Here is a 24077-nt window from a genome sequence, read left to right as displayed (position 1 = left end):
ACCTGTGTATTGTACAGAGGGTTATAAATTATCGTTATTCACTTTAGATCGTTTGGATTTAGATTATGATGATCCGCTATGCTTCTTATTTTATCGCCGCGTTGCTACCACTATTGTTGTTTCGCTGGTTTGCGCCTGCGTCCATTGGTGAGATTGACTTTTGGTTACTTTGGCTGTTGGCAATGCTATTGGTCTCACTGCCAGTGGTATATGCTGAGATTGCGCTCGCTTATCGTAGTGTCGATGCCCCGTTGGCAGGTATGCAGAAACTCACTCGTGAGGCTGATGCCAGTCCGTTATGGCGAAGCTTTGGTTGGTTGGCAGCCCTAGTTTCGATTATTATTGCCGCGTTAGTCATATCGGGCGCTAGCACGGGTATTGTATCGGCGCTTAGCGATATTCATAGTGCACCTGACATTCCAAGCTTTGCTATCGCTGCGGGATTGATGGTCATCGCCGTCTTATTAAGCTTACTCGGTGTTACGCCTTTACCGATTGGCTTAGGATTAATGCTCGTCGGCTTGCTGCTAGGGGTGGCGAATGGTTTGCCGAATATTGACTTTGCGATGACGGGTATCAGCTTAAGTGAATGGGCGCGCGCGGTTGCTTTAGCGCTAGTCAGTGTGGGGGCGGGTACAGGACTGTATTGGTTCGGTCAACATTTATCAACCAAGCAAGTCGTCACAGCGGTAGAGGTAGACAATATCAATGCGCAAAGGCCAGCACGCACTCGTGCCAATCAAGAATATCGCGCGACCAAGCTGGTATTGCCTATATGGATATTACAGTTATTGGTTGGCGTTGTAGCATTATTCATCAGTGGCATGGCACTACCGCCGATCGGACAACTGATTTATTGGCTAGGGGTGGTGTTTGTGGCGAGCTACTTGCTACATTATAGTGCACAGCAGTTGGCGCATAAGTTTGGACTGTTGGTTAGCTTGATGATAACTTTTGTGGTAGCGCTGGTACTAGTCCTCGTTATACCGACTACATGGCTAGTAGGTATACTGGTTATTATCAGTAGTATCACGGTATTGTTGTTGTCGATTTTCGCCGGCTGGCAGATGAAGATAAGCCATTTACGCAAGTCTCTAAACTTTGGCAATGAAGCGTTCTATAACCTATGGCGGGTAGCGATACGTCTCATTGTACCAGTGGCATTGCTATTGGCATTAATAGGCTGGGTGATGCAGTGGTTGAGCTAACGGCTGATGCGGTTGAATTTAACCATACTCGTAACAGTAATACTGTGGCCCAGTCTAAGCGGAGCGCGTTCATGACAGTATATCTGGCATATGCTGAAGAGGCGCAGCGTCAACATTATCTGACGTTGTCAGTCGCTGAGGGCACTACTTTGTATGAGGCACTCGCGCAAGCAGGCTGGTTGATGCAATTTCCAGCATTGGCAACGTGGTGTGAGGAAGCGGAACATGTGACAGCACCAGCGGCTAAGCGTTGGCATGTAGGTATCTACGCCCAAAAGCAGCCGCTAAACTATCAATTGCAGCCGTTTGACCGGATAGAAGTCTATCGCAGCTTAAGCGCTGATCCTATGTCTCAGCGCAAAAGTAAGTCTCGAGGTTAATCATTTAGCCGAACCGTTAAGCTTAAGCGTTATCAAGTCTGCCATTTTGAGACTAACAACCAATAAGCCTAAATTTACATCAGAATTATTGGGCAGGCAGGGTTTCGATACCTTCGATGCGACTGACCAAGCCGTTATCATCAAAATACACCACTAAATGTTGGCTAGCGTTTTTGACATTAGCGATGCCTTTACGTTTACCTTCTGTGCCCGCTTTATAATCGTAAATATAGTCCCAACGTTTAGGCTCTAGCGTATCTTTAATCGCTGGGCTGCCCAAAATATAAAGGACTTGGTTTTGGTTCATGCCCACTTGCAGTTTTTGTGCTTGCCCTTGGGTAATCGCAGTCCCTTGTGGCAAATCAATCTTATACACACTCAGTAATGAGCAGCCAGACATCACAACCGAGGCACTAAGCATACCGGTCAGGACAATCTTGCGTAATGCGCTTGCGCGGCTTAACGGACGAAAATTTAATGTCTTTATCATGGTAAGATGACTCATAAAAAATGGATTAGGTGCGGTCAAGAAGCGTTTCTGCTGGTCTTGCCGACAATCTTGGACAAATGATACGTCATTTACTTGCAATTGCCTACCACTTACGACATTATTTACCAAACACTACCTCACGTATTGGATGTTTTATATTTTAAATTCATAGACTTGCGGTGAGGTTTAACCACGCTAACCATGCTAAAAATTTACGCAAGATAAGCCAGTTTAGGGCTATTTGAATTTTTAGTATTTAATTAATAATAATCATTGGCGATTATTTACCTCATGTTCTTTAGTTTTTATTTGCTAAGACTTAACAGTCAGAAGGGATATTATGGCTTCTTTTACCAATCAAGATTTACGTAAAGCAGGATTAAAAATAACGTTACCGCGTATCAAAATTTTAGAGTTGCTTGAGCGCGCAGAGCTGCATCATATGAGTGCAGAAGAGGTCTACAAAGCACTGATTGAGCAAGGTGAAGATGTAGGGCTAGCGACCGTCTATCGCGTACTGACCCAGTTTGAACAAGCAGGGATTGTTGAGCGCCATAACTTTGAAAACAATTTATCTGTGTTTGAGATTACCCAAGCAGAGCATCATGATCATCTGGTTTGTGACGTTTGCGGCAAGATTATTGAGTTTCATAATGAAACTATTGAAGAAGAACAAATCAAAGTCGCCGCTGAGCATGGCTTTAAGCTATCGGGTCATTCATTGGTACTATATGGCATTTGTAACAATCAAGAATGTCGCGACAGCGCAAAATAATGGCTATATGACCACTTAATAGATGCTGATATTAATGCATGCAAAAAACAGCCCTCATGATTGAGGGCTGTTTTTTATTGACTGACTTATTTGCTACAGATTAGCTGACGTCTAAGGACAAGCTATCAGCACCTTCGTCTAAATTGGCGTTACTATTTTTGCTGCTGAGTTTGATTTTTAAGCGCAGATCATTGGGGGAGTCGGCGTGCAATATCGCTTCTTTATAAGTGATTTCGCCATGCTCATACAAGTCAAAGAGTGCTTGGTCAAAGGTTTGCATGCCGCTGTCACGCGAGCGCGTCATGACATCTTTGATTTCGTGCACTTCGCCTTTACGGATATAGTCGCTGATCAGTTGTGAGTTTAATAAAATCTCAATAGCTGCCCGTCGACCTTTACCGTCTGGGGTTGGAATCAATTGCTGGGCGATAATGGCTTGCAAGTTCAGCGACAAATCCATAAACAACTGATTGTGGCGACTGGTTTCAAAAAAGTGAATGATACGGTCAATTGCTTGGTTGGCATTGTTGGCGTGCAAAGTAGCAAATACCAAATGGCCTGTTTCTGCATATTGGATCGCATAACTCATGACCTCGCGGTTACGAATCTCACCAATCAAAATAACGTCTGGCGCTTGGCGCAAGGTGTTCTTTAGACCGGCCTCAAAGGAGTGAGTATCGATACCGACCTCCCGCTGAGTAATGATACAACCACGATGTTTGTGGACAAATTCAATCGGGTCTTCGATGGTAATAATATGACCATGAGAGTTTTGGTTACGGTGACCGATCATGGCAGCCAAGGTGGTCGATTTACCCGTACCAGTTGCGCCGACCAATAAGATAATACCGCGTTTTTTCATGGCCAGCTCTTTTAACGCTGGCGGCAGACGTAGCTCTTCGACGGTTGGGATCTTATTTTCGATTTTCCGTAAAATCATGCCTGCCATATCGCGCTGTATAAAGGCACTGACTCGAAAGCGTGCTTGCTGCGCTTCATCAGTAATGGCAAATTGACACTCATTGGTCTCTTCGAACTCTTGGCGTTGGCCTGCTGTCATCACACCTTTAACCAATTTCATGGTTTGTTCAGCGCTCAGAGGCGTCTTACCAACCGGTAGAATCTTGCCATTTATTTTCATGGAAGGCGCTACATCAGCGGTAATAAAAAGGTCGGAGCCGTTTTTATTGATCATCAACTGTAATAATTTATCAATATCCATATCGTACCTGCATTCGATGTAAATCGATTAAAAATTGTCTAAAATCAATTTCTAAAGATCAGTAATCATGACCATTAAAAACAAATAAGGGATACAAAAATCACTGACTATTAGGGCGTGTTCTCAATTCAACCGATAGCACTCTAAATGGGCTAAAAATGGTTAAATCTTGCCAAACATCGTCAAATAGCTAGGTAATATCTCGATATTATCTGCACTATTTCCCTTGTTTGACTGCAATTTATCTCATTTTTGTCACCATTTTTAAAATGAGGACACGCCCTAGGGATTTTCATCAAATAGGAAGTGTCAACCAATCAGCAATACTATAACTATAAAAATGCTTCAGGCTGTTTGGCATAAGGACGAGCAACGTCTTTGCTAATCGTGCCTTTGGTCACAAGGTTCTTAAGCGTTTGATCTAGGGTAATCATGCCATCGCCAGCCCCTGTCTGGATAGCCGAGTACATTTGGGCAATTTTATTCTCACGGATCAAGTTACGAATCGCTGGCGTACCCAGCATAATTTCATGCGCGGCAACCCGTCCCCCAGTTTGGCGACGCAATAGAGTCTGTGAGATTACCGCTTGTAGCGACTCTGATAGCATGGCGCGAATCATGTCTTTTTCTGCTGCAGGGAATACGTCAATCACACGGTCAATGGTCTTAGCCGCTGAGCTGGTATGCAGGGTACCAAAGACTAAGTGCCCCGTCTCAGCCGCTGTGAGCGCAAGGCGGATGGTCTCAAGGTCACGTAGCTCGCCGACGAGGATAACATCGGGATCTTCACGCAATGCTGAACGTAGCGCTGGCTCAAAACCCAAGGTATCACGGTGTACTTCGCGTTGGTTAATCAGACTTTTTTTAGATTCATGCACAAATTCAATCGGGTCTTCGATGGTCAAAATATGCTCTTTACGGCTCTCATTGATATAATCAATCATAGCCGCTAGGGTCGTTGACTTGCCTGAGCCTGTCGGACCTGTTACTAGCACGACGCCACGCTTGAAGTCGGAGACGCGTTTAAACACTTCACCCATACCCAAGTCTTCCATGGTCAGAACTTTGGAAGGAATGGTACGAAAGACAGCACCGGCACCGCGATTTTGGTTAAAAGCGTTAACCCGAAAACGTGCTAAGTTAGGAATTTCAAAAGAAAAATCCGTCTCATAAAACTCTTCAAAGTCAGCGCGCTGCTTATCATTCATGATGTCATAAATAAGTTGATGCACCACTTGATGTGTCATCGTTGGCATATTGATGCGCGTCATCTCACCGTCGACCCGAATCATCGCTGGCATGCCGGCTGAAATATGTAAATCCGACGCTTTATGTTTGACCGTAAAACGCAGCAGATCTTCGATGCTTAGATTGTTTTTTTCAGCCATAATCAGGCATTCCTATCAATGAATAAAGGTAAGGCAAAAAGAGCTTAGCAGCAGGTTCTAAACAATAACCTTTTCACTCATCCTATGCTAGCTCAGTTATTTGGCGATGGAGTAGGTCATGGTTGTTACTGTTACTACTATCTTTAGTAGCATATGTTAAACCATGTAACAATATCATAACAAGACTCTTGGCATTTAACCATCTACTAGGCTAAGAAAATGTAAAATTAGGCAGTCATTTATTTATTTATTGTTTAAATTTTGCTCATGGCAAAATTTTTATAAAAGTCTTAATAACAGCCAAAACAAATAATTGAGTAATTTATCCTTGTGAGCCATATATGAAAGATGCTGAAAATAATATTGATAAGGTAAGCCTCGTTGACAATTGGCAACAGGTAAAAGAGCAGGTCGCGCAGGCAGAGCAACAAGCCAAAGACAGTGCAGTAGATGAGGTCATTTTACTTGCGGTTTCTAAAACCAAACCTGCTGACATGATTGCGGCGTTAGCCAAGCAAGGTCAGTATCACTTTGGGGAAAATTATCTACAAGAAGCTATCGAAAAAATCAGTACTTTAAAATCTCAGACGGTTGGTGACGCTATCGTTTGGCATTATATTGGCAGTATCCAGCGTAATAAGACGCGCGATATCGCTGAGCATTTTGACTGGGTACAAACGGTTGAGCGTGACATTATTGCGAAGCGTCTAAACGACCAACGTCCAAGTGAGTTGTCGCCACTAAACGTTTTGATTCAAGTCAATATTGATAATGAAGACAGCAAGTCAGGGTGTTTACCAGCCCAGTTACCAGCATTGATCAACATAATGAAAGGCTATGAGCGTTTGCAGTTGCGTGGTCTGATGATTATTCCCGCAAAAGCCAATACCGATGCTTTTGCTCGCACCAAGCAATTATTTGAAGACATTAAGCGCGATCATCCAGAATTAACTGGTTGGGATACGCTTAGCATGGGTATGAGTGATGATATGGCAGAGGCGATTGCCAATGGCTCGACCATGGTGCGCGTCGGTACCGCCATATTTGGTGCTCGAGATTAGGGCGTGTACTCAATTCAACAGACCTTAACTACGCTAAACAACCACTTCAAGTTTGGTCACCAGCAGCTGATTGATTTTCAGCTTATCCGTGTCCAGAATCTCAAAACGATAATTGGCATATTCGATGCTATCGGTTTTCTTAGGGATTTTGCGGAGCATATACATCATAAAACCGCTGATCGTTTCATAGTTTTGGCTGTTGGGTAAATTGACGATACCCAATGAGCGAATGACATCCTCGATTGGCGTCATACCGTCGATTAACCAGGAGTTATCGGTACGTTGGACGATAGGCTGCTCCTCTAGCGTGACCAGCTCGCCCATGACAATACTCATCACGTCTTTGAGGGTAATGACGCCTACCGCCAGCGCATATTCATTGACGATCACCGCAAAGTCAGCGCCCGTCGATTTAAACATCTCAAGCACTTCAAATAAAGATAAGGTATCAGGAATAAAAAGCGCCGGTTTTAATAATGCCTTATCGGTTAAGCTTACCTCTTGCTGATTCAACACTAAAGCTAAAAAACTGCGTGACTCCACATAGCCCATAATATGTTCTAAATCATCGTCAAGACAAACCAAAAATTTATTATGCGGCTGCTTAATCATCACCTCGACAATTTTTTCGGTACTGACTTTGCTGTCAAAATATACAATATTCTCGCGTGGATTCATCACTGAGGTGACGGTACGCTCTTGCATCTCAAAGATATTTTCAATCAGGTGGTGCTCTTGGTGTTTGATGACACCCGCTTCCGCACCGGCATCCATCACCGCGACAATATCCTCGGATGTCATCTCATCTTTACGTACCGTAGAGATGCCTAGCAGCTTAAAGAGAAAATTCGCCGCACCATCAAACACCCAGATGATAGGTTTTAAGATAAAAATCAAAAATATCATTGGTCGTACGACTTTGATGGCGATAGGTTCAGAGTTGGACATGGCGAGACGTTTTGGCATGAGGTCGGCAAACAGGACAAAAACGCTGGTGACAATGATAAATGACACCACAGAGGCGAGCGCTTCATGACCGAACAAGCGCACTAAATAGGGGCTGATGGCTGACTCGCCGATGACACCGGCCAAAATGGCCACCGCATTGAGCGCGATTTGTACCACGGTAATAAAACTGCCAGGGTGTTCTTGCATATTGAGGACATCAAGCGCGCGTACTTCGCCTTCTTTGGCCATCACTTGTAGTTTGATTTTTCGGGCGGAGGCTAGGGCCAGCTCGGAGCTAGAGACAAGGGCGCTGAGGGCAATTAGCAAAAAGATAAACACACTAGCAGTTAGCAAGCTCATGACATACTCGGATAGAAATAGGTAGGGGTAGATAAATTAAAAGTAATGGATTGAATCGTCGGAATAACAAGAAAATTTTGTGGTCAGAAACTAAAAAAAGCTGGGCAAGCACCCAGCTAATAATAAGCAATCGATTTATAAGTAAGGTCTGTCGTCATCTGACTTTCTATGTAGCAGCCAGATGACGATTACACTCTAGCCTTTTATTGACCATTTATTCACTAATGGATAACGGCGCTCACGACCAAAGGCTTTATGGCTGATTTTGGTGCCAATCGGTGCTTGGCAGCGCTTATATTCGCTATTATCGACCATTTGGATGACTTTGGCGACCAAGTCTGCATCAAAGCCTTTATCCACGATATCTTGATAGCCCATGTCTTCATCGATATAAGACATTAGGATGCCGTCTAATACGTCATAGTCAGGCAAGCTGTCTTGATCTTTTTGGTCAGGACGTAGCTCGGCTGATGGCGGACGGGTAATCACGCGCTCAGGAATAACGGGGGTGTCCTCTAAACGGTTACGATAGCTGGCTAATTTATAAACCTGCGATTTATAGACGTCTTTTAGGACATCAAAGCCGCCTGCCATATCGCCATACAGTGTCGAGTAACCAACCGCCAGCTCTGATTTGTTGCCGGTGGTGATGACCAAATGCCCAAACTTATTAGACAGTGCCATCAATACAACGCCGCGCGCACGTGCTTGGATGTTTTCTTCGGTGGTGTCCGCAGGTGATTTATTAAAGAGTGGGGCAAGGGTATGACGAATGCCTTCGACGGCATCAAAAATTGGACAAACGGTATAAGAAACGTTGAGTCGACGGGCTTGTGCTTGTGCATCTTCGAGGCTGATTTGTGAGGTATATTCGTACGGCATCATAACCGCATAAACCTTATCCGCACCCAACGCATCGACGGCGATACAGAGGGTCAAGGCCGAATCAATACCACCTGATAGCCCAACGAGAATGCCAGAGAATCCTGAAAGATTGACATAATCACGCAAACCAACCACCAGCGCTTGATACATCTCTGATTCGCGGCTAAGGGTTAAAGGCGCTTTAGACTGGGTGTTAAACTTGCTGGTTTTGACATCTAACGTCGCCAGTAGCAACTGATTCATAAAACGCGGCGCTTCGTGGGCAACGCTACCATCAGCTTGCACGGCCATAGAGCCACCGTCAAAGACTAAATCATCTTGACCGCCAACCGCATTGACATAGATAATCGGCAGGCCATTTTCACGGCTGCGCTTGGTCAGCATGGTTTTACGATTGTCTTGTTTTTCAATTTCAAAAGGTGACGCATTTAAGCTGATGACCAGATCCGCGCCTTGCTTTTTGAGATCAGCAATAGGGCCTTTTTCCCACAAGTCTTCACAGATGAGCAGGCCAATGGTAATGCCTTTATAATCAAACAGAACTTGATTACGACCTTTGTCAAAGTAACGGCGTTCATCAAACACGCCATAGTTTGGCAATATTTGCTTATGATAAAAGCCTTTTTGATGACCGTTATGCAGGATGGCGGCTGAGTTGAAGGTACCATGGTGATCAACGTGTGGATAGCCGACGATCATGACGATGTCATCGATATCACTTAGAGTAGACAAGGCGCTTTTGATGCGACCTGACAAGCTAGGGCGTAGCAATAAATCTTGGGGTGGATAGCCTAATAGTGCGAGTTCTGGAAAGACAATCACATCAGCGCCTTGCTCACGCGCTTCTAATGCCAGCGTGCGCATTTTTGCTGCATTGGCAGTGATATCACCGACCAAAAAGTGTGATTGGGCTAAAGCAAAAGTAACGCTATCTTGGGTTTTAGTGCTCTTACTCGCCTCATTTGAGACAGTAAGGTTAGGGTTATCATTGTCTTTTGACATTGTTATTGTTCCTATGAATATAGTATTTAAAATTTGGTGAGGCAGTGTTGCTTTAAAATAAAATCAATCCGAAATTCACTCAAAACATCGCGCGTCAATCATAGTTTCTTTTACATTTTTTTTGACCCTGAGTCCTGATATCGAACTCGCATGATGCGTGCAACGCTTGTATAAGCATCAATGTAATGCTTATGTAGTAGACCCAATTTATGCCGCACTACTCTAACGATTAGATATTAATGTCGTTTAGAGAGGAAGGATAAAGAAGGGTTGTGAAAAGTGATGCGCTTTAATAATGACAAAAATAAATAAGGTCAAATTAATGTAGCGGCATTTAAAAGTTCAAAATAATTATTCTAGTATAACATCAATTGTTGTTACTAATAGAACGCGCCAGTGATTTACCTTGCTAGATAATGACTGACAAAGTGACGGCGTAGGGTACTTAGTGGTCATTGTTTTTCGGTATTCATTCTGCGTACGATGATTTGGTTATTCAGGTAAGGCTTTAGTGAATCTCGTCTAAGAAAGTTGTAAGTAAAGATTACAACATAGCGTTATTTATTTGAGCCATTTTGTTGCATAATAATCGTCGGTCAGCCATCTGTTTTCTATGACATTACTGGCGTTAACTGTGTTACGGTTGTCTCGGCACAGAGCGTAATGGCCGCCAATAATTGAGCTGTAGATTTATAGCCAACCACCTTCGCTAATGGATACGATTTATGGATGTTGTCCATAAATTGCTGTTCACCCATTTATAAACTTCTCAGCAATACCGTATGAGGTTTGCTGTCCGCTTTTGGTTTATACACTATGATAGAAAACTGGACAAAAGAATTTATTATTCAGCGCTTATTGGCCATTACTTTGTTGGTCGTGTTGTTTATATTATGTTTTCAAGTGGTACAGTTTTTTATTGTACCGGCATTGTGGGCAGCGATTTTAGCGTATGTTACCTTTCCTATTTATAACTTTTTTCACCAACGAGTAAAGTTCAGTTCAAATTTTAGTGCCGCTATCATGACTGTGAGTATTACTCTCATCATCGGTGTGCCGCTGGTGGTTGGTATTTTTATCTTGCAGCAGGAAGCTTTGAGTCTTATCAGCAATTTAATCTATCGTATTAAAGTAGGGTATTTGGATGTGCCTGACTCTGTTAAGGATTTGCCGATTATCGGGCAACAAGTCAAAGATGTGCTGTGGCGCATTAATAAAAATCCTGAGGGGACGCTAGAAGCCTTTCGTATCTGGGTACAGTCTCATTTATATTACGGCAAAGTCGCCTTTGATGTGGTGTTCAGCAGTCTTGCCAAGCTTGGCATGGCGTTAATGACTCTGTTTTTCTTTTATCGTGATGGCACAAGCTTGGTGCGTCAAATCCGCCAAGCCTTACGCAATATCATTGGCAATCGTATCGATGGTTATATTGACTCTGTGGGTACGACCACCCGCGCTGTGGTATATGGTATTGGTCTGACCGCATTGGCGCAGGCAATCTTGGCGGGTATTGGTTATTATTTCTCTGGCGCACCAAGTCCGATTTTACTGACGATTGTCACTTTTATCATTGCCTTAATCCCATTTGGTACGCCATTTGTGTGGGGTGGGGTGTCGATTTGGTTATTAAGTCAAGGTCATACGGTAGAAGGTATTGGTTTGGCTTTATGGGGCATATTGGTCATCAGTTGGGTGGACAATCTTATCCGTCCTATCGTCATTAGTGGTGCCACCAAGATTCCTTTTATCATTATTTTTATCGGGGTGTTAGGCGGTTTAACAGCCTTTGGTTTCGTTGGTTTGTTCATCGGTCCTGTCGTATTAGCTATCGGCCTTGCGGTATGGCGTGAATGGATTTCAAATCATAAAAATGAGCTATTTGCGCCACAAGAAGAGGTGTTGATCGATAAAAATACACCATTAGCGGTTGATGAGCAAAATGAAAATAGCGGATATAGGTGATACCAAATAAAATAGAGACGGCGCATTTTAGCGCGAGACTGAAATAATTTTTTCTTGCGCGTTGTGCCTACGCCGACAGCGGTAGTAAAAAATATTTAGCGAAATAATGTCATAGATAACAAGTCACTGATAAATTATGTACTGATTGATAGAAATTTTTAATAAGGTTTAATGCGATGATAGATACGATAAACAGCATAACTATTGTGGCTGACAGTAATATCGCTAGCCTTGATGAGTTTTTTAATGCCACTGCGCTTGGACAGGCGACTGAGCAAATAGTAAATATTGTCAAAGTTGCGGGGCGCGATATCGATGCGGCATTGCTTGCTGAATTACAGCCCACTGTATTGTTGATACGCTCGGTGACGCCAGTGAACGAGCAGTTATTGGCTGATAATGAAAGCGTAGAATTTGTAGGCTCGGCAACGATCGGCACCGATCATGTTGATCAAGATTATCTAGCGACGCGCAACATCACTTTTGCCAATGCTGCGGGTTGTAGCAAGCATTCGGTCGCCCAATACGTGCTGACGGCTATTTTGACACTGCGTCCGCAGTATTGGCAGCCATCAACGATGCTATCAACGACGTCACCAACGAGGCCATTAACCTTAGGTCTTATTGGCCTTGGCAATATTGGTAGCACGCTCGCTCAGTATGCCAATGATTTGGGCTGGCAAGTATTGGGCTATGATCCATTATTGCCCCCTTCAGAGACGAATAACGCCAGCTTTGCGCAAGTACTTAGCCAAAGCGACGTTGTCAGTTTACATGTGCCACTGACTGATAAGAGAGACTATACTCACCCGAGTGGTAGCGATTACCCAACGCGGCATCTAATCAACGCAGATGCCCTGAGTATGATGCCTGCGCATACTATGCTCATTAATAGCGCGCGCGGACCCGTCATTCATGCGCGTGATTTAGCAGCAGATATTGAGCGTACGGGACGCCAAGCAGTGCTTGATGTGTTTGAGCATGAGCCAGAGATTGCCGAGAGTTTGTTAAGCAAGTTGGCTATCGCAACGCCACATATCGCTGGTTATACTGTAGAGGGGAAGCTGCGCGGTACCCAAATTATCTATGATGCGCTATGTGAAAAACTGGCGGTCACACCTGCACAGTCTATGCAAAAGCTGCTGCCACTGAATATGTTTTTGTGGTCTGAATTAAAAGCGCATCCAGATAAGTTGATTAAGTTTTATGACATTATGCAAGATGATGCTTCCTTGCGACGTCAGGTCATTGATGGACAAGTTAATGGCGCTGATTTTGATCAACTGCGCCGTGATTATCATTTGCGCCGTGAATGGCAGTTCTAAAGTCAAAAACCTACTTATCACCCTATTTTTATTATTCATCAGTCACAGTAAATACTAATGAGCCAATCAACCCGTTCTTCTGTTAAGCTAAATACTAAGCCCAGTTACGCGCCCACCATAACCCTAGCGATGGCGCGGCAGCGTGCGCAGTTTATGTGCGATATTCGTCAGTTTTTTAATAAGCGGCAGGTGCTTGAGGTGCAGACTCCGCTGTTGTCGCAAGCTGGCAATACGGATACCTTTTTGCAGTCCGTCGCTGCGCAAGTTACCTATCAAGATCGACCACGCACTTATTACCTGCATACGTCACCTGAATTTGCCATGAAGCGATTATTGGCCAGCTGGCAAGTGCCTATTTATCAAATTTGCCCGGTATTTCGAGATAATGAAATAGGCGTACGCCATAATATTGAATTCACCATGTTGGAATGGTATCAGCCAAACTATAGCTTAGCCGATATGGCGACTGAGCTTGGCGAACTACTAGAAGCCCTATATGGCTACTCGATTGTGATGAATCATTACCGCTACGTTGATGCGTTTATGGACTTCGTTGGCATACATCCACTGACGGCCAGTTTGGCGACATTACAAGCAGTGGCAGAAGATAAAGGTTTAACCGGTTTTGATTTTAATAATGTAGAAAGCGGTGCAACCAATAGCGAAGAAGAAAGCCGGCAAAGCTGGTTAGATCTATTATTTAGCCATGTAGTCGAGCCAAATTTGGGTCACGATTTGCCGACTTTGATTATAGAGTATCCACCAGCAACGGCAGCATTAGCAAAAACGGCTTTAGATAAAGACGGTAATAAGGTTGCGAAGCGCTTTGAGCTATATATCAATGGTATTGAGATTGCCAACGCCTATGACGAGCTGGCAGATGGGCAGGCGTTAAGAATGCGTTTTGAGCAAGACAATCAATTGCGCCAGCGCCATAATTTGCCAGTCATGCCAATCGATGAGCATCTATTGGCGGCATCTAATGACTTGATACCTTGTAGTGGCATTGCTGTGGGGTTGGATAGATTGCTTATGGTCATCACAGGAGCCGACAGAGTAGAGGACGTCATTCCGTTTCCAAGTGGTCTGGCCTGATAATTTATTAGATGGTCCATCATAAAAAAAGCGAGTAGACCGGAAGGCTTACTCGCTTTTTTCTTTAATTATAAATAGGGTAGCGCTGAGCTTGATTATAATGTTGCGATAGCTTTATCGATGGCTGTCTCACCATTTTGCATGCTAAAGACTTTCTTACTTGCGCTATCAGCATTCAAAACCGCTGCTAAAGTCGATGCCACATCCGCAATCGCATTCTCGCCAGCATCAGTACCATTGATCGTAATTTTGCCAGTTCCGGCGCGTTCTTTTAGGGCAGCAGCTTGGACGATGGTGTAATCAAGAGTACTGTCGTTGACTAACCATTGGTCAGCGTAATGTTTGGCGATGTAATATTCTTTTAGATTTTCAATCGCAGGGCTTGTCCATTTGCTGGTGTCTAATGAGAACACTGTGCTAAGCATGATATAGCGATTGATACCTTTATCTTGCGCCGCTTGCATTGTTTTCACCGCACCGTGTAAATCTACTTCTAACAAGTTCTTGTTCCCAGAACCTGCTACAAAGTATATCGCCTCAACGTCATCATCAATCTGATTTTGAATATCGTCTTTATTTGCTAATAAGTCTAAATCCAATTGCGAATAATTATCTGCATCGAACAATTTCTTTTTATCACGCGTGGTACCGATCACTTGATGATCATCTGCTAATAACTGCTTAACTAAATCAGTTCCCACTCGTCCACTGGCGCCAATTACTAAAATTTTCATAGTCATTCCTATTCTTATATACGTTACTGTTGTTGTAAAAACTGTTTGTCTTAAAAGTTGACTACAGCGTAACAACAATGATGGGCACACTTCGTTATGAAGCGTGCCGATTGCATAGTGTTTGGTTATGAATGTATACGGTTTGCAAAGAGCACAGGCTAGGAGGGGGTTAAGATAGATAGCAAAGATTATGGCTATAAAAATCAGCGAACCAAACGATTAAGACCGTCGGCAAAGGCTTTTTTGTCACGGTCACCATAAGGTTTTTGTCCGCTCATTTCTTGCAGCTCTAACACGCCAGTACCGCGCATGGTATCCATAAAGTCGCGCATATTGAGCTTTTGCTTAATATTATTTTTGTCGTAGACCATGCCGCGTGTGGTCAGTACCAAGCCGCCTTTGTCCAAAATATCGTTGGCCAAAGGGATGTCACTGGTGATTGCTAAATCACCTGGCTGTATCTGTTCTACGATATAATCGTCGGCTTTATCAAATCCTGATGGCACCACGGTCATGACGAGCAGCGGTGACTTACGCAATTTAATTGGCTGATTGGCGACGAAAATAGCCATTGTTTGCGTCCGCTCAGCCGTTTTGATAATCAAGTCTTTGGCAATCAATGGCACCGAATCAGCATCCACCCAAATTTGCATTATTTCTTAACCTTCGCTGTTTTTGTCTTAACGTCTATCGCATTATCTGTTTGATCGTCATCAGTATCTACTTGAGGGTTTTCTATAGCTTTAACAGTGTCATTGCCAATAGTTGATTGGTCATTGGTCGCTTTTGGCTGATTATTCACAGTAGCAGACTTTTTGTCGAGGCCGACTTTATTGGGCAATACCGCGACGAGCTTGGCTAAGGCAGGCTCCAAATCAGCGACATCATTGGGCATCAATGTGATGTGTGCAATTTTTCGATCTTCGCGCTCAGCCTTATGATAACTATGATAATGCGCGCCATCGATAGCCAGCACTGCGCTGATATCGGGGTACTGTCCTAAAACGTTGAGCATAATCGCTGGATGAACATTGTCGGTATCACCCAATGGCAAATTAACCACGGCACGGATATGGTTTTCAAACTGACTGGTGACAGCGCCTTCAATACTCCAGTGTCCAGAATTGTGCACACGCGGCGCAATTTCATTGGCGAGTACAGCATCATTGCCACGCACGTCCTTGGTGACGAACAGCTCAAGTGCCATCACGCCCACATAACCCAAATGATTCATGACCGTGGTAATGGCATCGGTCGCTTGCTTGAGTAGATGGCTAGTACCAACGGCGGGCGCTTGAGTTTTGGCCAAAATACCGTGATGGTGATGGTTTTCGACCAAATCATAACAGCGCATCTGGCCGTTCTGTCCCCGTGCCGCGATAATAGAAACCTCACGGCTAAAGTGAATAAAACCTTCCGCAATGAGTGGCGCTGGCGTTGGCGTCAACTCACCTTGGCCACTGACGGCGTCTTTGAGGTCTTGCCACGCTACTTTAATATCACTGTCTTGCTTGATGACAAATTGACCTTTACCATCATAACCACCGCGGCTGGTTTTGAGGACAATTGGCAGTCCTAGCTCGCTGCAAGCTTGCTGCAATTCAGCTTCAGAGTTAACTTCTTTAAAGGGTACGGTAGCGATCTCAAGCGCATTAAACATCTGCTTTTCTTTTAAGCGGTCTTGCGCGATATCAAGGGCAATCGGTGGCGGAAACATGCCTTGTTTGCTACCAGATTTTGATAAATTGGCCAGTTGTTCAACGGTCGCCGTCGGCGTGTTTTCAAACTCTAAGGTAAATACATCGGCGGCGGCAATAAAGGCTTCTAGTTGCTCACTATGAAAGACGCGCCCGTAAAGACTGGCAGGACAGTCAGCATTGTCTTCTAAAAAAACACACTGATAACCTAATGGCATGGCCGCTTCGGCAAGCATCATGCCAAGCTGACCACCGCCTAAAATACCGATAGTACGAATGTTTTGGGTCACAGGATAAGCGTTCGCTGTAGTCATGGCAGGCTCTTTGAATTGGAAATGGATAAAGGTTATTCGGTTTATTAAGTCTAAACTCTAATCTATTAAAATAGGAAAAGGTGCACTGTATGCACCTTGTATTTAGTAGAGCTCATCTAAGCATAAATATCAAGTTTACAACATTGATCGTTGGATTTGACGGTTAGATTTTATAGTCTAAATGATTGGTCTTGATATTTTCTAACCATTATCGCCAATCTAGTTGTTGATAATGCCCGGTGTGGGGCTGGCAAGAATGGTGTCAGTTTGTGTTTGGCGTAGCGTATCTAGCTTGCTAGCGATTACGTCGTCATGCAAGGCCAAGACCTGAATCGCCAGTAATGCTGCATTATAAGCACCTGCCGCCCCAATCGCTAAAGTACCGACAGCAACGCCTTTTGGCATCTGTACGATAGACAATAGGCTATCCCAACCGCTGAGCATCGAGGATTTTACAGGGACACCAAAGACCGGTAGCGGCGTTTGACTGGCACACATACCCGGCAGATGTGCTGCACCGCCAGCCCCAGCGATAATGACTTGTAAGCCATTGCTCTTGGCGTTTTTGGCATAGTCAAATAATCTGTCAGGTGTACGGTGTGCTGATACGACTTCACAAGCAAAAGCGATATCAAAGTCGGCGAGCAATTGCGCAGCGGCGCTCATGGTCGCCCAATCAGACTGCGAGCCCATGATGATGCCAACTTTTGGTTGACCAGCAGGAGAGGTGATTGGACTGTTTTGCTCAACAGAGTTAACACTAGCTGATAGAGTGCTCATGCTTTGATATCCTCAAAACGACCATCATACAAAAATTTTGCCGCCTTCGTAAAGCCAAGTTTACTGATTAATGCGAAAGCGAGTTGAATAGCGCTTTTATTATGACGATATCACTGGGTCTTTGTCGTGGCGATATTGCACAAAATTACCGGCTTTGAGTGGCAAAGGCTGCTCGGTATCGAGCTGATAGCATGTTAGATAACCGCTATCGACCGCTGCCGAATAATCAGTACAGACTACTTGCGGGCTCAATGGTTCAGGCGTCCCAGTTAGCCAATAATGACCGACAAATACGGGTTTATCGGTTTTAAGCGCAAAGTCGATATTTTCTGCCAATATATCCGCTGGAATTTGTGCCAATGCTGATGAAGGGGCACGCGCAACCTCATATAGCGTACGTTCGTTGAGGCCTTCAAGCCACCAACGTACCCGTACTCGTGTGCGCTCAGTTCCTTCTTTATCAACCATTACCATGCCCGCAGGTAGTGGTGTTTCCACACCTTTTAATACCCTCTCCAACGCTTCAAAAGGTTCGCTATGCTCTTGGGCAGTGGCGACAAGTCCTTCAGGCGTTAAGCAATTATTAGCAGTCAATAACGGCGTCAGTACCGCCATACTGTCTACATCCCAACAAGCATGCACAAAGCAAGCATAGTCGGTCTCAAGCCATAAGGGTATCTCATACAAGCGTTGTAGCCAATAGTGATGACGCTCTGAGCCAAACGGTACTTCTGCCAAAAAGGCCTCGTGTTGGCGCATATGTATCTCATTGTGTGAGCGTAGGTATTCCTGAGGATTATTAGGATCAAGCGTCGCGAAAGCCAAAGCATTGTATTCGTGATTGCCCATGACTGCATCGGCCACATCAGCATCTAGCATGGCAAACACGATTTCTAACGTGGCCATTTGCTGCGACCCACGGTCGATCAAATCACCGATAAACAACGCCCGATGACCTGCTGGCGGCACGAAACATTGTCCGTTATGGCGATAGCCTAGCTGGGTGAGTAGACCGACTAGCTTGTCTGCATAACCATGAATGTCACCGATAATATCTATAATCATAATTCGTTATCTAATCTTAAAATGTAAACGTATTTAACCGCTTAAGTAGAGCGATAAAGTTCATAAGGGTTTAATTATTTTCAAAAAAAATTTTTAAAAAATTGCTCTAAAAGCTAGCCTTTACTAAAAGCCTGGCGATAATAGTGCATTTAAAAAGTGTGGTAGCACTTGTGGCTCTAAAATAATAGTGGCGATTATCCCAAACGCGCCGCCCCACATATGTGCCAGATGATTGATGTTTGAGCCACCGCGTTTGTCCGCATAGATGCTATAAGCCACATAAGCGACCGCAAATAATATCGCTGGGATAGGAATGACCGCGAATAAATAGATTTTTTCCCATGGTGCCAGCAAAATAAAAGCAAACAATACGGCTGATACACCACCTGAGGCGCCAAGGCTGAGATAGCTGGCGTTATTTTTATTCTTAAGATAACTTGGAATCATCGCAACAATGATAGCCAATACGTAAAACACTACGAAACCATAACCGAACAAAAACGATTGATATAACCCTTCGATAGCACGACCGAAAAAATACAAAGTAAACATATTAAACAACAGATGCATACTATCAGCATGGATAAAACCATGCGTCACGAAACGATCCCATTGCCCATTATTTACCGCAGGCGGATAAAAAATAAGCCGATTAAATAGCGCTTTGTTTTGCCAAGCAAGCAAGCTGACAGTAACAGTAATAATAATGATAAGGGTCGTGTGGTTAAACAAAGGGTAATCCTTAGGCCGAGCCTAGTGTGTGATTGTGTAATATGGCAAGGTCAAAAGCCTAAATACTATGTATATATACTACGCCTAAATACTATGTGTAAATAATATTATGCCCAAATTGCTACTCGATAAGAGGGTCAATAATAATAAGTAGTGACATGACAATTCCCATGCCAACTCCTAATCATTACGTCAACAGCAACAAGAATAAAGCAAAAACCCATTATGCAGAGAATTGTGCTTTAATAATCATTTATTATTAGGGTGCGTATTCATTTTAAAAATGGTGATAAAAATAAGATAAATTGCCGTCAGACAAGAAAAATAGCGTAGATAATATCGGGATATTTACCAGCTATTTGACGATGTTTGGCAAGATTTAGCCATTTTTAGCCCATTTAGATGACTATAGAGTGAATTGAAGATATACCCTAACAATATAGCAGTGTATAAAGATGAGTAAGTAATGCTTCGTATACTGACAGTAACGGTAGCGCTAAATACGTTGATAGCAGCAGTCTATAGTGCTGCTGATATAAGTGTAAGTACAAATTATAAGCTGGGTCATACAAGCGATGTACCATAAGAACTGTCACGGATATAGCTGTTTTATAGAGTGTCATTTATAAGGCATAAGTTTGTAGAAAAAACATCAAATAAAGTGATAAGGAATGATTTATTGCTTTTATAAATATAAACTATAGTCGGTTGAAAGGAATTTAGATACAAGGAAAGCGAGTGACAGGACTGCAAATAGTAGACTGAACGAGCCTGACACTGTATCTGATTTCACTAGGATTAACTATATTAAGCCGATAGAGGCCGTCAGTCATGAGTATCATTGAACAACTAGAACAAAGCGTCACGCCCGCTGTGCTAGGCAATAATAGCAGCGTTGCCCATGTCAGTCTCCTTGAGCAGTTTTATGCGATTTTGGCTGCACGCTTGGCTTTGCCAGAGGTATATTCGCAGTTGTTGCGATCTGATCAAGTGATCGTTGCTGATAGCGTGACAGAAAGCCCTTTATTTGAGCAGCTCTGGCTCGCCCCAAATATGCGGCAGACACTCATACAAGAACTTGCCGCCACTCATCATATCGATGAGCTTGCGACCACCCAATTGCTTATAAATGCTGCGCCACTGGCTTACCGTGAACTAAAGGCACTGGCGAGTGGACAGTTTTTGCCTGCATTTTTGCAAAAAGAGCAGCCCACCTTGCGCCAGTATTTACCCATATGGTCAGCACCAGTTATCAGCGCTGCTCAAGATATTCAGCCATCCAGCAATACGCCAAATGTCATGGCATCTGCTAATACAGCAGCAATGCCAGCACCGCCAATAGAAACGGCTACAGAGAATAGCAATAGCTCTCCAAATGCTAGTGTGCATTTAGATAAGCATAGCAATAAAGATATAAATAATGCTTCTGATGCTATCCATGCCAGCCCTGCTGCCCATCATTTAGCAGAAAATGGCAGCATGAAACGGGAAAAAGTTCGCACCCGTAATCAACGCAACGATCTATTGGTACGGGTATTTTTATTAATAGCCGCCATTGCTGCGTTGGGCTTTGCCGCATGGGCGCTATTGATCAAGCCCAACATGACAGCGCCAGTAGAACCTGTAGCGCCTGCGCCTGTCGTTGCCCCGCCCCCTACTAAGCCAGCACCACAGGTTTTGACGCCAGTTGAGCTAATCGTCGGGGTAGACGATAGTGGCAGTCTCTATACTTGTAGCGCAACGGTTGGCGATGAGGCGCTACAAAGCACGTTGCAACAAGCGCTTAATACAAGTTTTGGTGAGCAGGCCGGTATCTGTGAGCTGACGATACAAGCGGGCGTGGCTAAGAGTATGGCTAATATGCCAACAGAGGTATTGCCGAATATCTTGACCATGCTGAGATCAACGCCATTTGCTCGGCTACATCTGCAAAATGAGCGGGTGAGCTTGGAAGCACCAGACAGTATGCTATTACGGCGTTTGGTCACTGATATGCGTACGTTAGCGCCAGCGCTGATGATTGATAGCGCGGCACCACTGCCATTACCTAACAATGGCAGTGGCGTAGAGGATATGGCGGCTATGAATGGTCAGAACCCTCAGTTTGACTCCAGTGGCAGCGCTACAAACAATGTTAATAGCGACGCCTATAACAACAATGCAAGCAATAATGGTGCTGGAGAGTATCAAGCAAGCGATGACGATACGGACGATAGTATGATGCCTGCGCCAGCACGCAACAATCCGGTGCGCAGTAATAATGGCAGTCTCACTAATGTACCTAGTAATTTAAATAGTAACTCAAATAGCAATTCCTCTACAAACAATAGGCCGTCAGGCCCCATCTCTTTGTCTGAAGTAGAGGATATGGCGAGTAATGTTATCGTCGCTGAACCTGCACAAGTAAGAAATAAGTAGGTCAGTCGCTGAGCTTTAGTATGAGTCATACCGTAATCACAACTTTTTTTTTAAATAAATAATATGGAAGATAAAATCAAATCGTTTTATTGCTATTGAAAATGACTGTTTAATAAATAATACACATACGACCTTATTTACTATTGTTGTGTTAGCGATTTGTACTTCAGCGGCTTTCTAGTTACGTGTAACAACTGAAACATTACTTAATGTAGCATTTGCACAACAGCGTATTGATTGTGAAAAATACCTTAATACTTTTATAATGACGAAAGTTGAATGTAATCATCATCAATTGCGCTTGTTGCTTTTTTATAGTGCTTAAATAGTGAATTAATAGTGACGAACTTTTTTTACAGCTATTTATTTTATAGTGACTTGCATGATGATTTTGCTTTTTAGATGTTTTAACGAATAGGTAAATAGTTGCTACCATCATAATTATCGACTTTGCTTTTAGTGAATTAAAAAATAAAAAAGTAAATTCTAATAATTCTGAGAAAAAACCTTATTCCTATTCAAAAGACAAATTATATTAATAAGAATTAATGGAGGACTTATACTATGGATATTATCAGTCATTTAACGCGAACAGTCAGCCCCGCAGTATTGGGAGATGACCGTAGCCCTGCTAAACAAAATCTACTTGAGCAGTTTTATGCTATTTTTGCGGCGCGTTTGGCAGACAAAGATACGCATGAGCGTTTTGCTAACGAAAATATCGCCCGTGACGATCAAGGATTTTATGATCGGGTATGGACGGATAGCGCTCACCGTGACCAGATAGCTCGCGAGCTGGCTGGCAAACACAATGTCGATGTCACTGCATCTCGTGGTTTGATTGCGATGGCAGCACCGCTTGCTTACCATGAAATAAAAAGCTTGGCAGGAACCACACCGGTGCCACAGTTTTTGAACGACAACCTTGCTAGCTATCAGCATCATATCCCTGCATGGGCAAGTGCGGTTCTGCCTGCCGGTATGATTGCCGCTGCTCCTGCAGGTGCGCGAATGTCTGATACGGTCAGTACCGCACCGCTACAACGTGAAGAAGAGAAAGAAGGCAGCTTTATGAAAGCGCTGCTGCCTATTATTGGTCTGATTATTTTAGGTGCTTTGGCGTGGGCTTTGCTGAGAGGCTGCCAAGACAACCCTGAACCTGTCGCTACGCCTGCTGTCACCCAAGAGCAAGCGGCGGAAGGCGATGGTACAGCGGTTGCTGCTGCTGTTGAGCCTGCCTCATTGAGCATTGCTACTGGTGAAAATAGTGAATTGTACGCTTGCCGCATGAATGTGGGTAATGAGACGCTACAGACCAATGTCATGAATGCGCTTACCAGTGCGTTTGGGGATGAAGCCAATAAGTGCCGCGCCGATGTTGATGATAATTTTGCAATAGACATGCCAGCTGCTGCGCAACTTGCCACTATCTTACCTATTGTCAAAAATGTACCAAACGCCAGTATGATTATTAAAGGTGATAACATTACTGTCAATGCACCAGATGCAGCAGCGTTGGATAAACTGGTCGCTGATTTACAAGCGGCTGCACCAGCGATGACGGTGCAAGCTGAAGGGCCATTAGATTTGCAAGGTGAAATTGATAATAGTTTAGCGGCAGCCGATGTTGCTATGTCAAACCTTGGAGACAATCCAGATCCACGTGATGTTGCCCGTGCTTTAAGTCTACAAGTAATTAACTTTGAAGTAGATAAAGCTTTTATTCCTGATGTTAATAAAGCGTTTCTTGACCGCGCTGCCAAGATTATGACAGACGTCCCAGATATGAATCTGATGATTATTGGTTATACCGATAGCCAAGCATCGGATGCTTATAATCTGAAGCTGTCTCGCGACCGTGCCGAATCTGTAAAAGAATACTTAGTCTCTCAAGGTATCGATGCGAGCAAGCTGAGCACCAAAGGCATGGGTGAAACAGATCCTATCGCTGATAACTCAACGGAACAAGGTCGCTTCCGCAACCGCCGTATTGAGTTTTTGGTCAATGATGAGACTGTCAGTGCAAATGATGGTATGACGATCACCAACAATGCCCTTGATCCGGACTTAAACCCATTAGACAGCAACAATGATGATCTCTTGCCAGATGGTGATGATGCAAGTCGTGGGACGGTAGTAGATCCACAAGTTAATACTCAGTAGTCTTTAGACAGTGATTGATAGTAAGAAAACGATTGATATTTAAAAGTCATTAATACCAAAAAACCGCATCTAA

At 43.8% G+C, this 24077-nt stretch carries 21 protein-coding genes; 9 read left to right on the top strand and 12 right to left on the bottom strand.

Features of this window, described 5'->3' with window-relative positions:
- The first annotated feature begins 65 nt into the window (after nt 1-65).
- Together CXF65_RS01545 and CXF65_RS01540 are read left to right on the top strand one after the other, a co-directional pair.
- Nucleotides 66-1208 carry a hypothetical protein gene (locus tag CXF65_RS01545; protein WP_025651707.1) on the top strand — a complete coding sequence of 381 codons (1143 nt, stop codon included), beginning with the start codon at nt 66-68 and terminating at the stop codon, nt 1206-1208.
- Nucleotides 1127-1588, top strand: a complete 462-nt coding sequence (locus tag CXF65_RS01540) for an RnfH family protein (protein ID WP_227502346.1) — start codon at nt 1127-1129, stop codon at nt 1586-1588. Before CXF65_RS01545 ends, CXF65_RS01540 begins: the two co-directional genes overlap by 82 nt.
- Nucleotides 1589-1673: 85 nt before the next feature.
- Here the strand turns inward: CXF65_RS01540 and CXF65_RS01535 are convergent, their stop codons facing one another.
- Entirely contained in the window at nt 1674-2093 is a 420-nt protein-coding gene (locus CXF65_RS01535; protein ID WP_101210802.1) for an outer membrane protein assembly factor BamE, read from the bottom strand.
- A 325-nt stretch (nt 2094-2418) separates the two neighbouring features.
- Here CXF65_RS01535 and fur point away from each other — a divergent pair, with 325 nt between their 5' ends.
- Nucleotides 2419-2853: a ferric iron uptake transcriptional regulator gene (gene fur, locus CXF65_RS01530; RefSeq protein ID WP_025651704.1), complete on the top strand. Its 435-nt coding sequence runs from the start codon at nt 2419-2421 to the stop codon at nt 2851-2853.
- Between the two features lie 100 nt (nt 2854-2953).
- Here fur and CXF65_RS01525 read toward each other — a convergent pair whose 3' ends face one another.
- Nucleotides 2954-4075: a PilT/PilU family type 4a pilus ATPase gene (locus CXF65_RS01525; RefSeq protein WP_025651703.1), complete on the bottom strand. Its 1122-nt coding sequence runs from the start codon at nt 4073-4075 to the stop codon at nt 2954-2956.
- 332 nt (nt 4076-4407) lie between these two features.
- On the bottom strand, nt 4408-5463 hold the full coding sequence (locus tag CXF65_RS01520; RefSeq protein WP_025651702.1) for a type IV pilus twitching motility protein PilT: 1056 nt from the start codon (nt 5461-5463) through the stop codon (nt 4408-4410).
- Nucleotides 5464-5804: 341 nt separating this feature from the next.
- Here CXF65_RS01520 and CXF65_RS01515 point away from each other — a divergent pair, with 341 nt between their 5' ends.
- Nucleotides 5805-6524: a YggS family pyridoxal phosphate-dependent enzyme gene (locus CXF65_RS01515; RefSeq protein WP_101210783.1), complete on the top strand. Its 720-nt coding sequence runs from the start codon at nt 5805-5807 to the stop codon at nt 6522-6524.
- A 33-nt stretch (nt 6525-6557) separates the two neighbouring features.
- Here the strand turns inward: CXF65_RS01515 and CXF65_RS01510 are convergent, their stop codons facing one another.
- The 3 genes from CXF65_RS01510 to CXF65_RS14900 all read right to left on the bottom strand — a co-directional run bounded on the left by CXF65_RS01510 (nt 6558) and on the right by CXF65_RS14900 (nt 10477).
- Nucleotides 6558-7832, bottom strand: coding sequence for a hemolysin family protein (locus CXF65_RS01510; protein ID WP_025651700.1), 1275 nt, complete (start codon nt 7830-7832; stop codon nt 6558-6560).
- A 195-nt stretch (nt 7833-8027) separates the two neighbouring features.
- Complete coding sequence (locus CXF65_RS01505) at nt 8028-9719, bottom strand: NAD+ synthase (RefSeq protein WP_025651699.1); 1692 nt, start codon at nt 9717-9719, stop codon at nt 8028-8030.
- Between the two features lie 611 nt (nt 9720-10330).
- On the bottom strand, nt 10331-10477 hold the full coding sequence (locus CXF65_RS14900) for a hypothetical protein (protein ID WP_156915598.1): 147 nt from the start codon (nt 10475-10477) through the stop codon (nt 10331-10333).
- Between the two features lie 58 nt (nt 10478-10535).
- On the opposite strand from CXF65_RS14900, the gene CXF65_RS01500 reads away from it, so the two are divergent.
- The 3 genes from CXF65_RS01500 to epmA all read left to right on the top strand — a co-directional run bounded on the left by CXF65_RS01500 (nt 10536) and on the right by epmA (nt 14101).
- Nucleotides 10536-11681 carry an AI-2E family transporter gene (locus CXF65_RS01500; RefSeq protein WP_101210782.1) on the top strand — a complete coding sequence of 382 codons (1146 nt, stop codon included), beginning with the start codon at nt 10536-10538 and terminating at the stop codon, nt 11679-11681.
- 188 nt (nt 11682-11869) lie between these two features.
- Nucleotides 11870-13006, top strand: coding sequence for a 4-phosphoerythronate dehydrogenase (locus tag CXF65_RS01495; RefSeq protein WP_101210801.1), 1137 nt, complete (start codon nt 11870-11872; stop codon nt 13004-13006).
- Nucleotides 13007-13063: 57 nt separating this feature from the next.
- Entirely contained in the window at nt 13064-14101 is a 1038-nt protein-coding gene (epmA, locus tag CXF65_RS01490) for an EF-P lysine aminoacylase EpmA (protein ID WP_101210781.1), read from the top strand.
- A 95-nt stretch (nt 14102-14196) separates the two neighbouring features.
- Here the strand turns inward: epmA and CXF65_RS01485 are convergent, their stop codons facing one another.
- The 6 genes from CXF65_RS01485 to CXF65_RS01460 form a co-directional block, all read right to left on the bottom strand.
- Nucleotides 14197-14835, bottom strand: coding sequence for an NAD(P)H-binding protein (locus CXF65_RS01485; protein WP_101210780.1), 639 nt, complete (start codon nt 14833-14835; stop codon nt 14197-14199).
- 203 nt (nt 14836-15038) lie between these two features.
- Nucleotides 15039-15488: a YaiI/YqxD family protein gene (locus tag CXF65_RS01480; protein ID WP_101210779.1), complete on the bottom strand. Its 450-nt coding sequence runs from the start codon at nt 15486-15488 to the stop codon at nt 15039-15041.
- Nucleotides 15488-16846, bottom strand: coding sequence for a 5-(carboxyamino)imidazole ribonucleotide synthase (locus CXF65_RS01475; protein ID WP_101210778.1), 1359 nt, complete (start codon nt 16844-16846; stop codon nt 15488-15490). The genes CXF65_RS01480 and CXF65_RS01475 overlap by 1 nt, the downstream gene beginning before the upstream one ends.
- A 219-nt stretch (nt 16847-17065) precedes the next feature.
- Complete coding sequence (purE, locus tag CXF65_RS01470) at nt 17066-17626, bottom strand: 5-(carboxyamino)imidazole ribonucleotide mutase (RefSeq protein ID WP_084212283.1); 561 nt, start codon at nt 17624-17626, stop codon at nt 17066-17068.
- Nucleotides 17627-17725: 99 nt separating this feature from the next.
- Nucleotides 17726-18691 (bottom strand): metallophosphoesterase, encoded by a 966-nt coding sequence (locus CXF65_RS01465; protein ID WP_101210777.1) that lies wholly within the window; start codon nt 18689-18691, stop codon nt 17726-17728.
- Between the two features lie 123 nt (nt 18692-18814).
- Entirely contained in the window at nt 18815-19423 is a 609-nt protein-coding gene (locus CXF65_RS01460) for a rhomboid family intramembrane serine protease (RefSeq protein WP_101210776.1), read from the bottom strand.
- An 831-nt stretch (nt 19424-20254) separates the two neighbouring features.
- Here CXF65_RS01460 and CXF65_RS01455 point away from each other — a divergent pair.
- Nucleotides 20255-21841, top strand: a complete 1587-nt coding sequence (locus CXF65_RS01455) for a hypothetical protein (protein WP_101210775.1) — start codon at nt 20255-20257, stop codon at nt 21839-21841.
- Nucleotides 21842-22405: 564 nt separating this feature from the next.
- A complete protein-coding gene (locus CXF65_RS01450) occupies nt 22406-24004 on the top strand; it encodes an OmpA family protein (protein WP_101210774.1) in 1599 nt (532 codons plus the stop codon).
- Nucleotides 24005-24077 lie beyond the last annotated feature (73 nt).

Origin of the sequence: Psychrobacter sp. Sarcosine-3u-12 (genome assembly GCF_002836005.1) — a bacterium.
GTDB lineage: Bacteria > Pseudomonadota > Gammaproteobacteria > Pseudomonadales > Moraxellaceae > Psychrobacter > Psychrobacter okhotskensis.
The sequence above is the reverse complement of the archived record's forward strand: the minus strand, read 5'-3'. Positions and strand labels throughout refer to the sequence as shown.

Bases quoted from the DNA above. Each gene is read 5' to 3' on its own strand.
- CXF65_RS01545 (WP_025651707.1), top strand. From the start codon at position 66: ATGATGATCCGCTATGCTTCTTATTTTATCGCCGCGTTGCTACCACTA.
- CXF65_RS01540 (WP_227502346.1), top strand. From the start codon at position 1,127: ATGGCGGGTAGCGATACGTCTCATTGTACCAGTGGCATTGCTATTGGC.
- CXF65_RS01535 (WP_101210802.1), bottom strand. From the start codon at position 2,093: ATGAGTCATCTTACCATGATAAAGACATTAAATTTTCGTCCGTTAAGC.
- fur (WP_025651704.1), top strand. From the start codon at position 2,419: ATGGCTTCTTTTACCAATCAAGATTTACGTAAAGCAGGATTAAAAATA.
- CXF65_RS01525 (WP_025651703.1), bottom strand. From the start codon at position 4,075: ATGGATATTGATAAATTATTACAGTTGATGATCAATAAAAACGGCTCC.
- CXF65_RS01520 (WP_025651702.1), bottom strand. From the start codon at position 5,463: ATGGCTGAAAAAAACAATCTAAGCATCGAAGATCTGCTGCGTTTTACG.
- CXF65_RS01515 (WP_101210783.1), top strand. From the start codon at position 5,805: ATGAAAGATGCTGAAAATAATATTGATAAGGTAAGCCTCGTTGACAAT.
- CXF65_RS01510 (WP_025651700.1), bottom strand. From the start codon at position 7,832: ATGAGCTTGCTAACTGCTAGTGTGTTTATCTTTTTGCTAATTGCCCTC.
- CXF65_RS01505 (WP_025651699.1), bottom strand. From the start codon at position 9,719: ATGTCAAAAGACAATGATAACCCTAACCTTACTGTCTCAAATGAGGCG.
- CXF65_RS14900 (WP_156915598.1), bottom strand. From the start codon at position 10,477: ATGGGTGAACAGCAATTTATGGACAACATCCATAAATCGTATCCATTA.
- CXF65_RS01500 (WP_101210782.1), top strand. From the start codon at position 10,536: ATGATAGAAAACTGGACAAAAGAATTTATTATTCAGCGCTTATTGGCC.
- epmA (WP_101210781.1), top strand. From the start codon at position 13,064: ATGAGCCAATCAACCCGTTCTTCTGTTAAGCTAAATACTAAGCCCAGT.
- CXF65_RS01485 (WP_101210780.1), bottom strand. From the start codon at position 14,835: ATGAAAATTTTAGTAATTGGCGCCAGTGGACGAGTGGGAACTGATTTA.
- CXF65_RS01480 (WP_101210779.1), bottom strand. From the start codon at position 15,488: ATGCAAATTTGGGTGGATGCTGATTCGGTGCCATTGATTGCCAAAGAC.
- CXF65_RS01475 (WP_101210778.1), bottom strand. From the start codon at position 16,846: ATGACTACAGCGAACGCTTATCCTGTGACCCAAAACATTCGTACTATC.
- purE (WP_084212283.1), bottom strand. From the start codon at position 17,626: ATGAGCACTCTATCAGCTAGTGTTAACTCTGTTGAGCAAAACAGTCCA.
- CXF65_RS01465 (WP_101210777.1), bottom strand. From the start codon at position 18,691: ATGATTATAGATATTATCGGTGACATTCATGGTTATGCAGACAAGCTA.
- CXF65_RS01455 (WP_101210775.1), top strand. From the start codon at position 20,255: ATGAGTATCATTGAACAACTAGAACAAAGCGTCACGCCCGCTGTGCTA.
- CXF65_RS01450 (WP_101210774.1), top strand. From the start codon at position 22,406: ATGGATATTATCAGTCATTTAACGCGAACAGTCAGCCCCGCAGTATTG.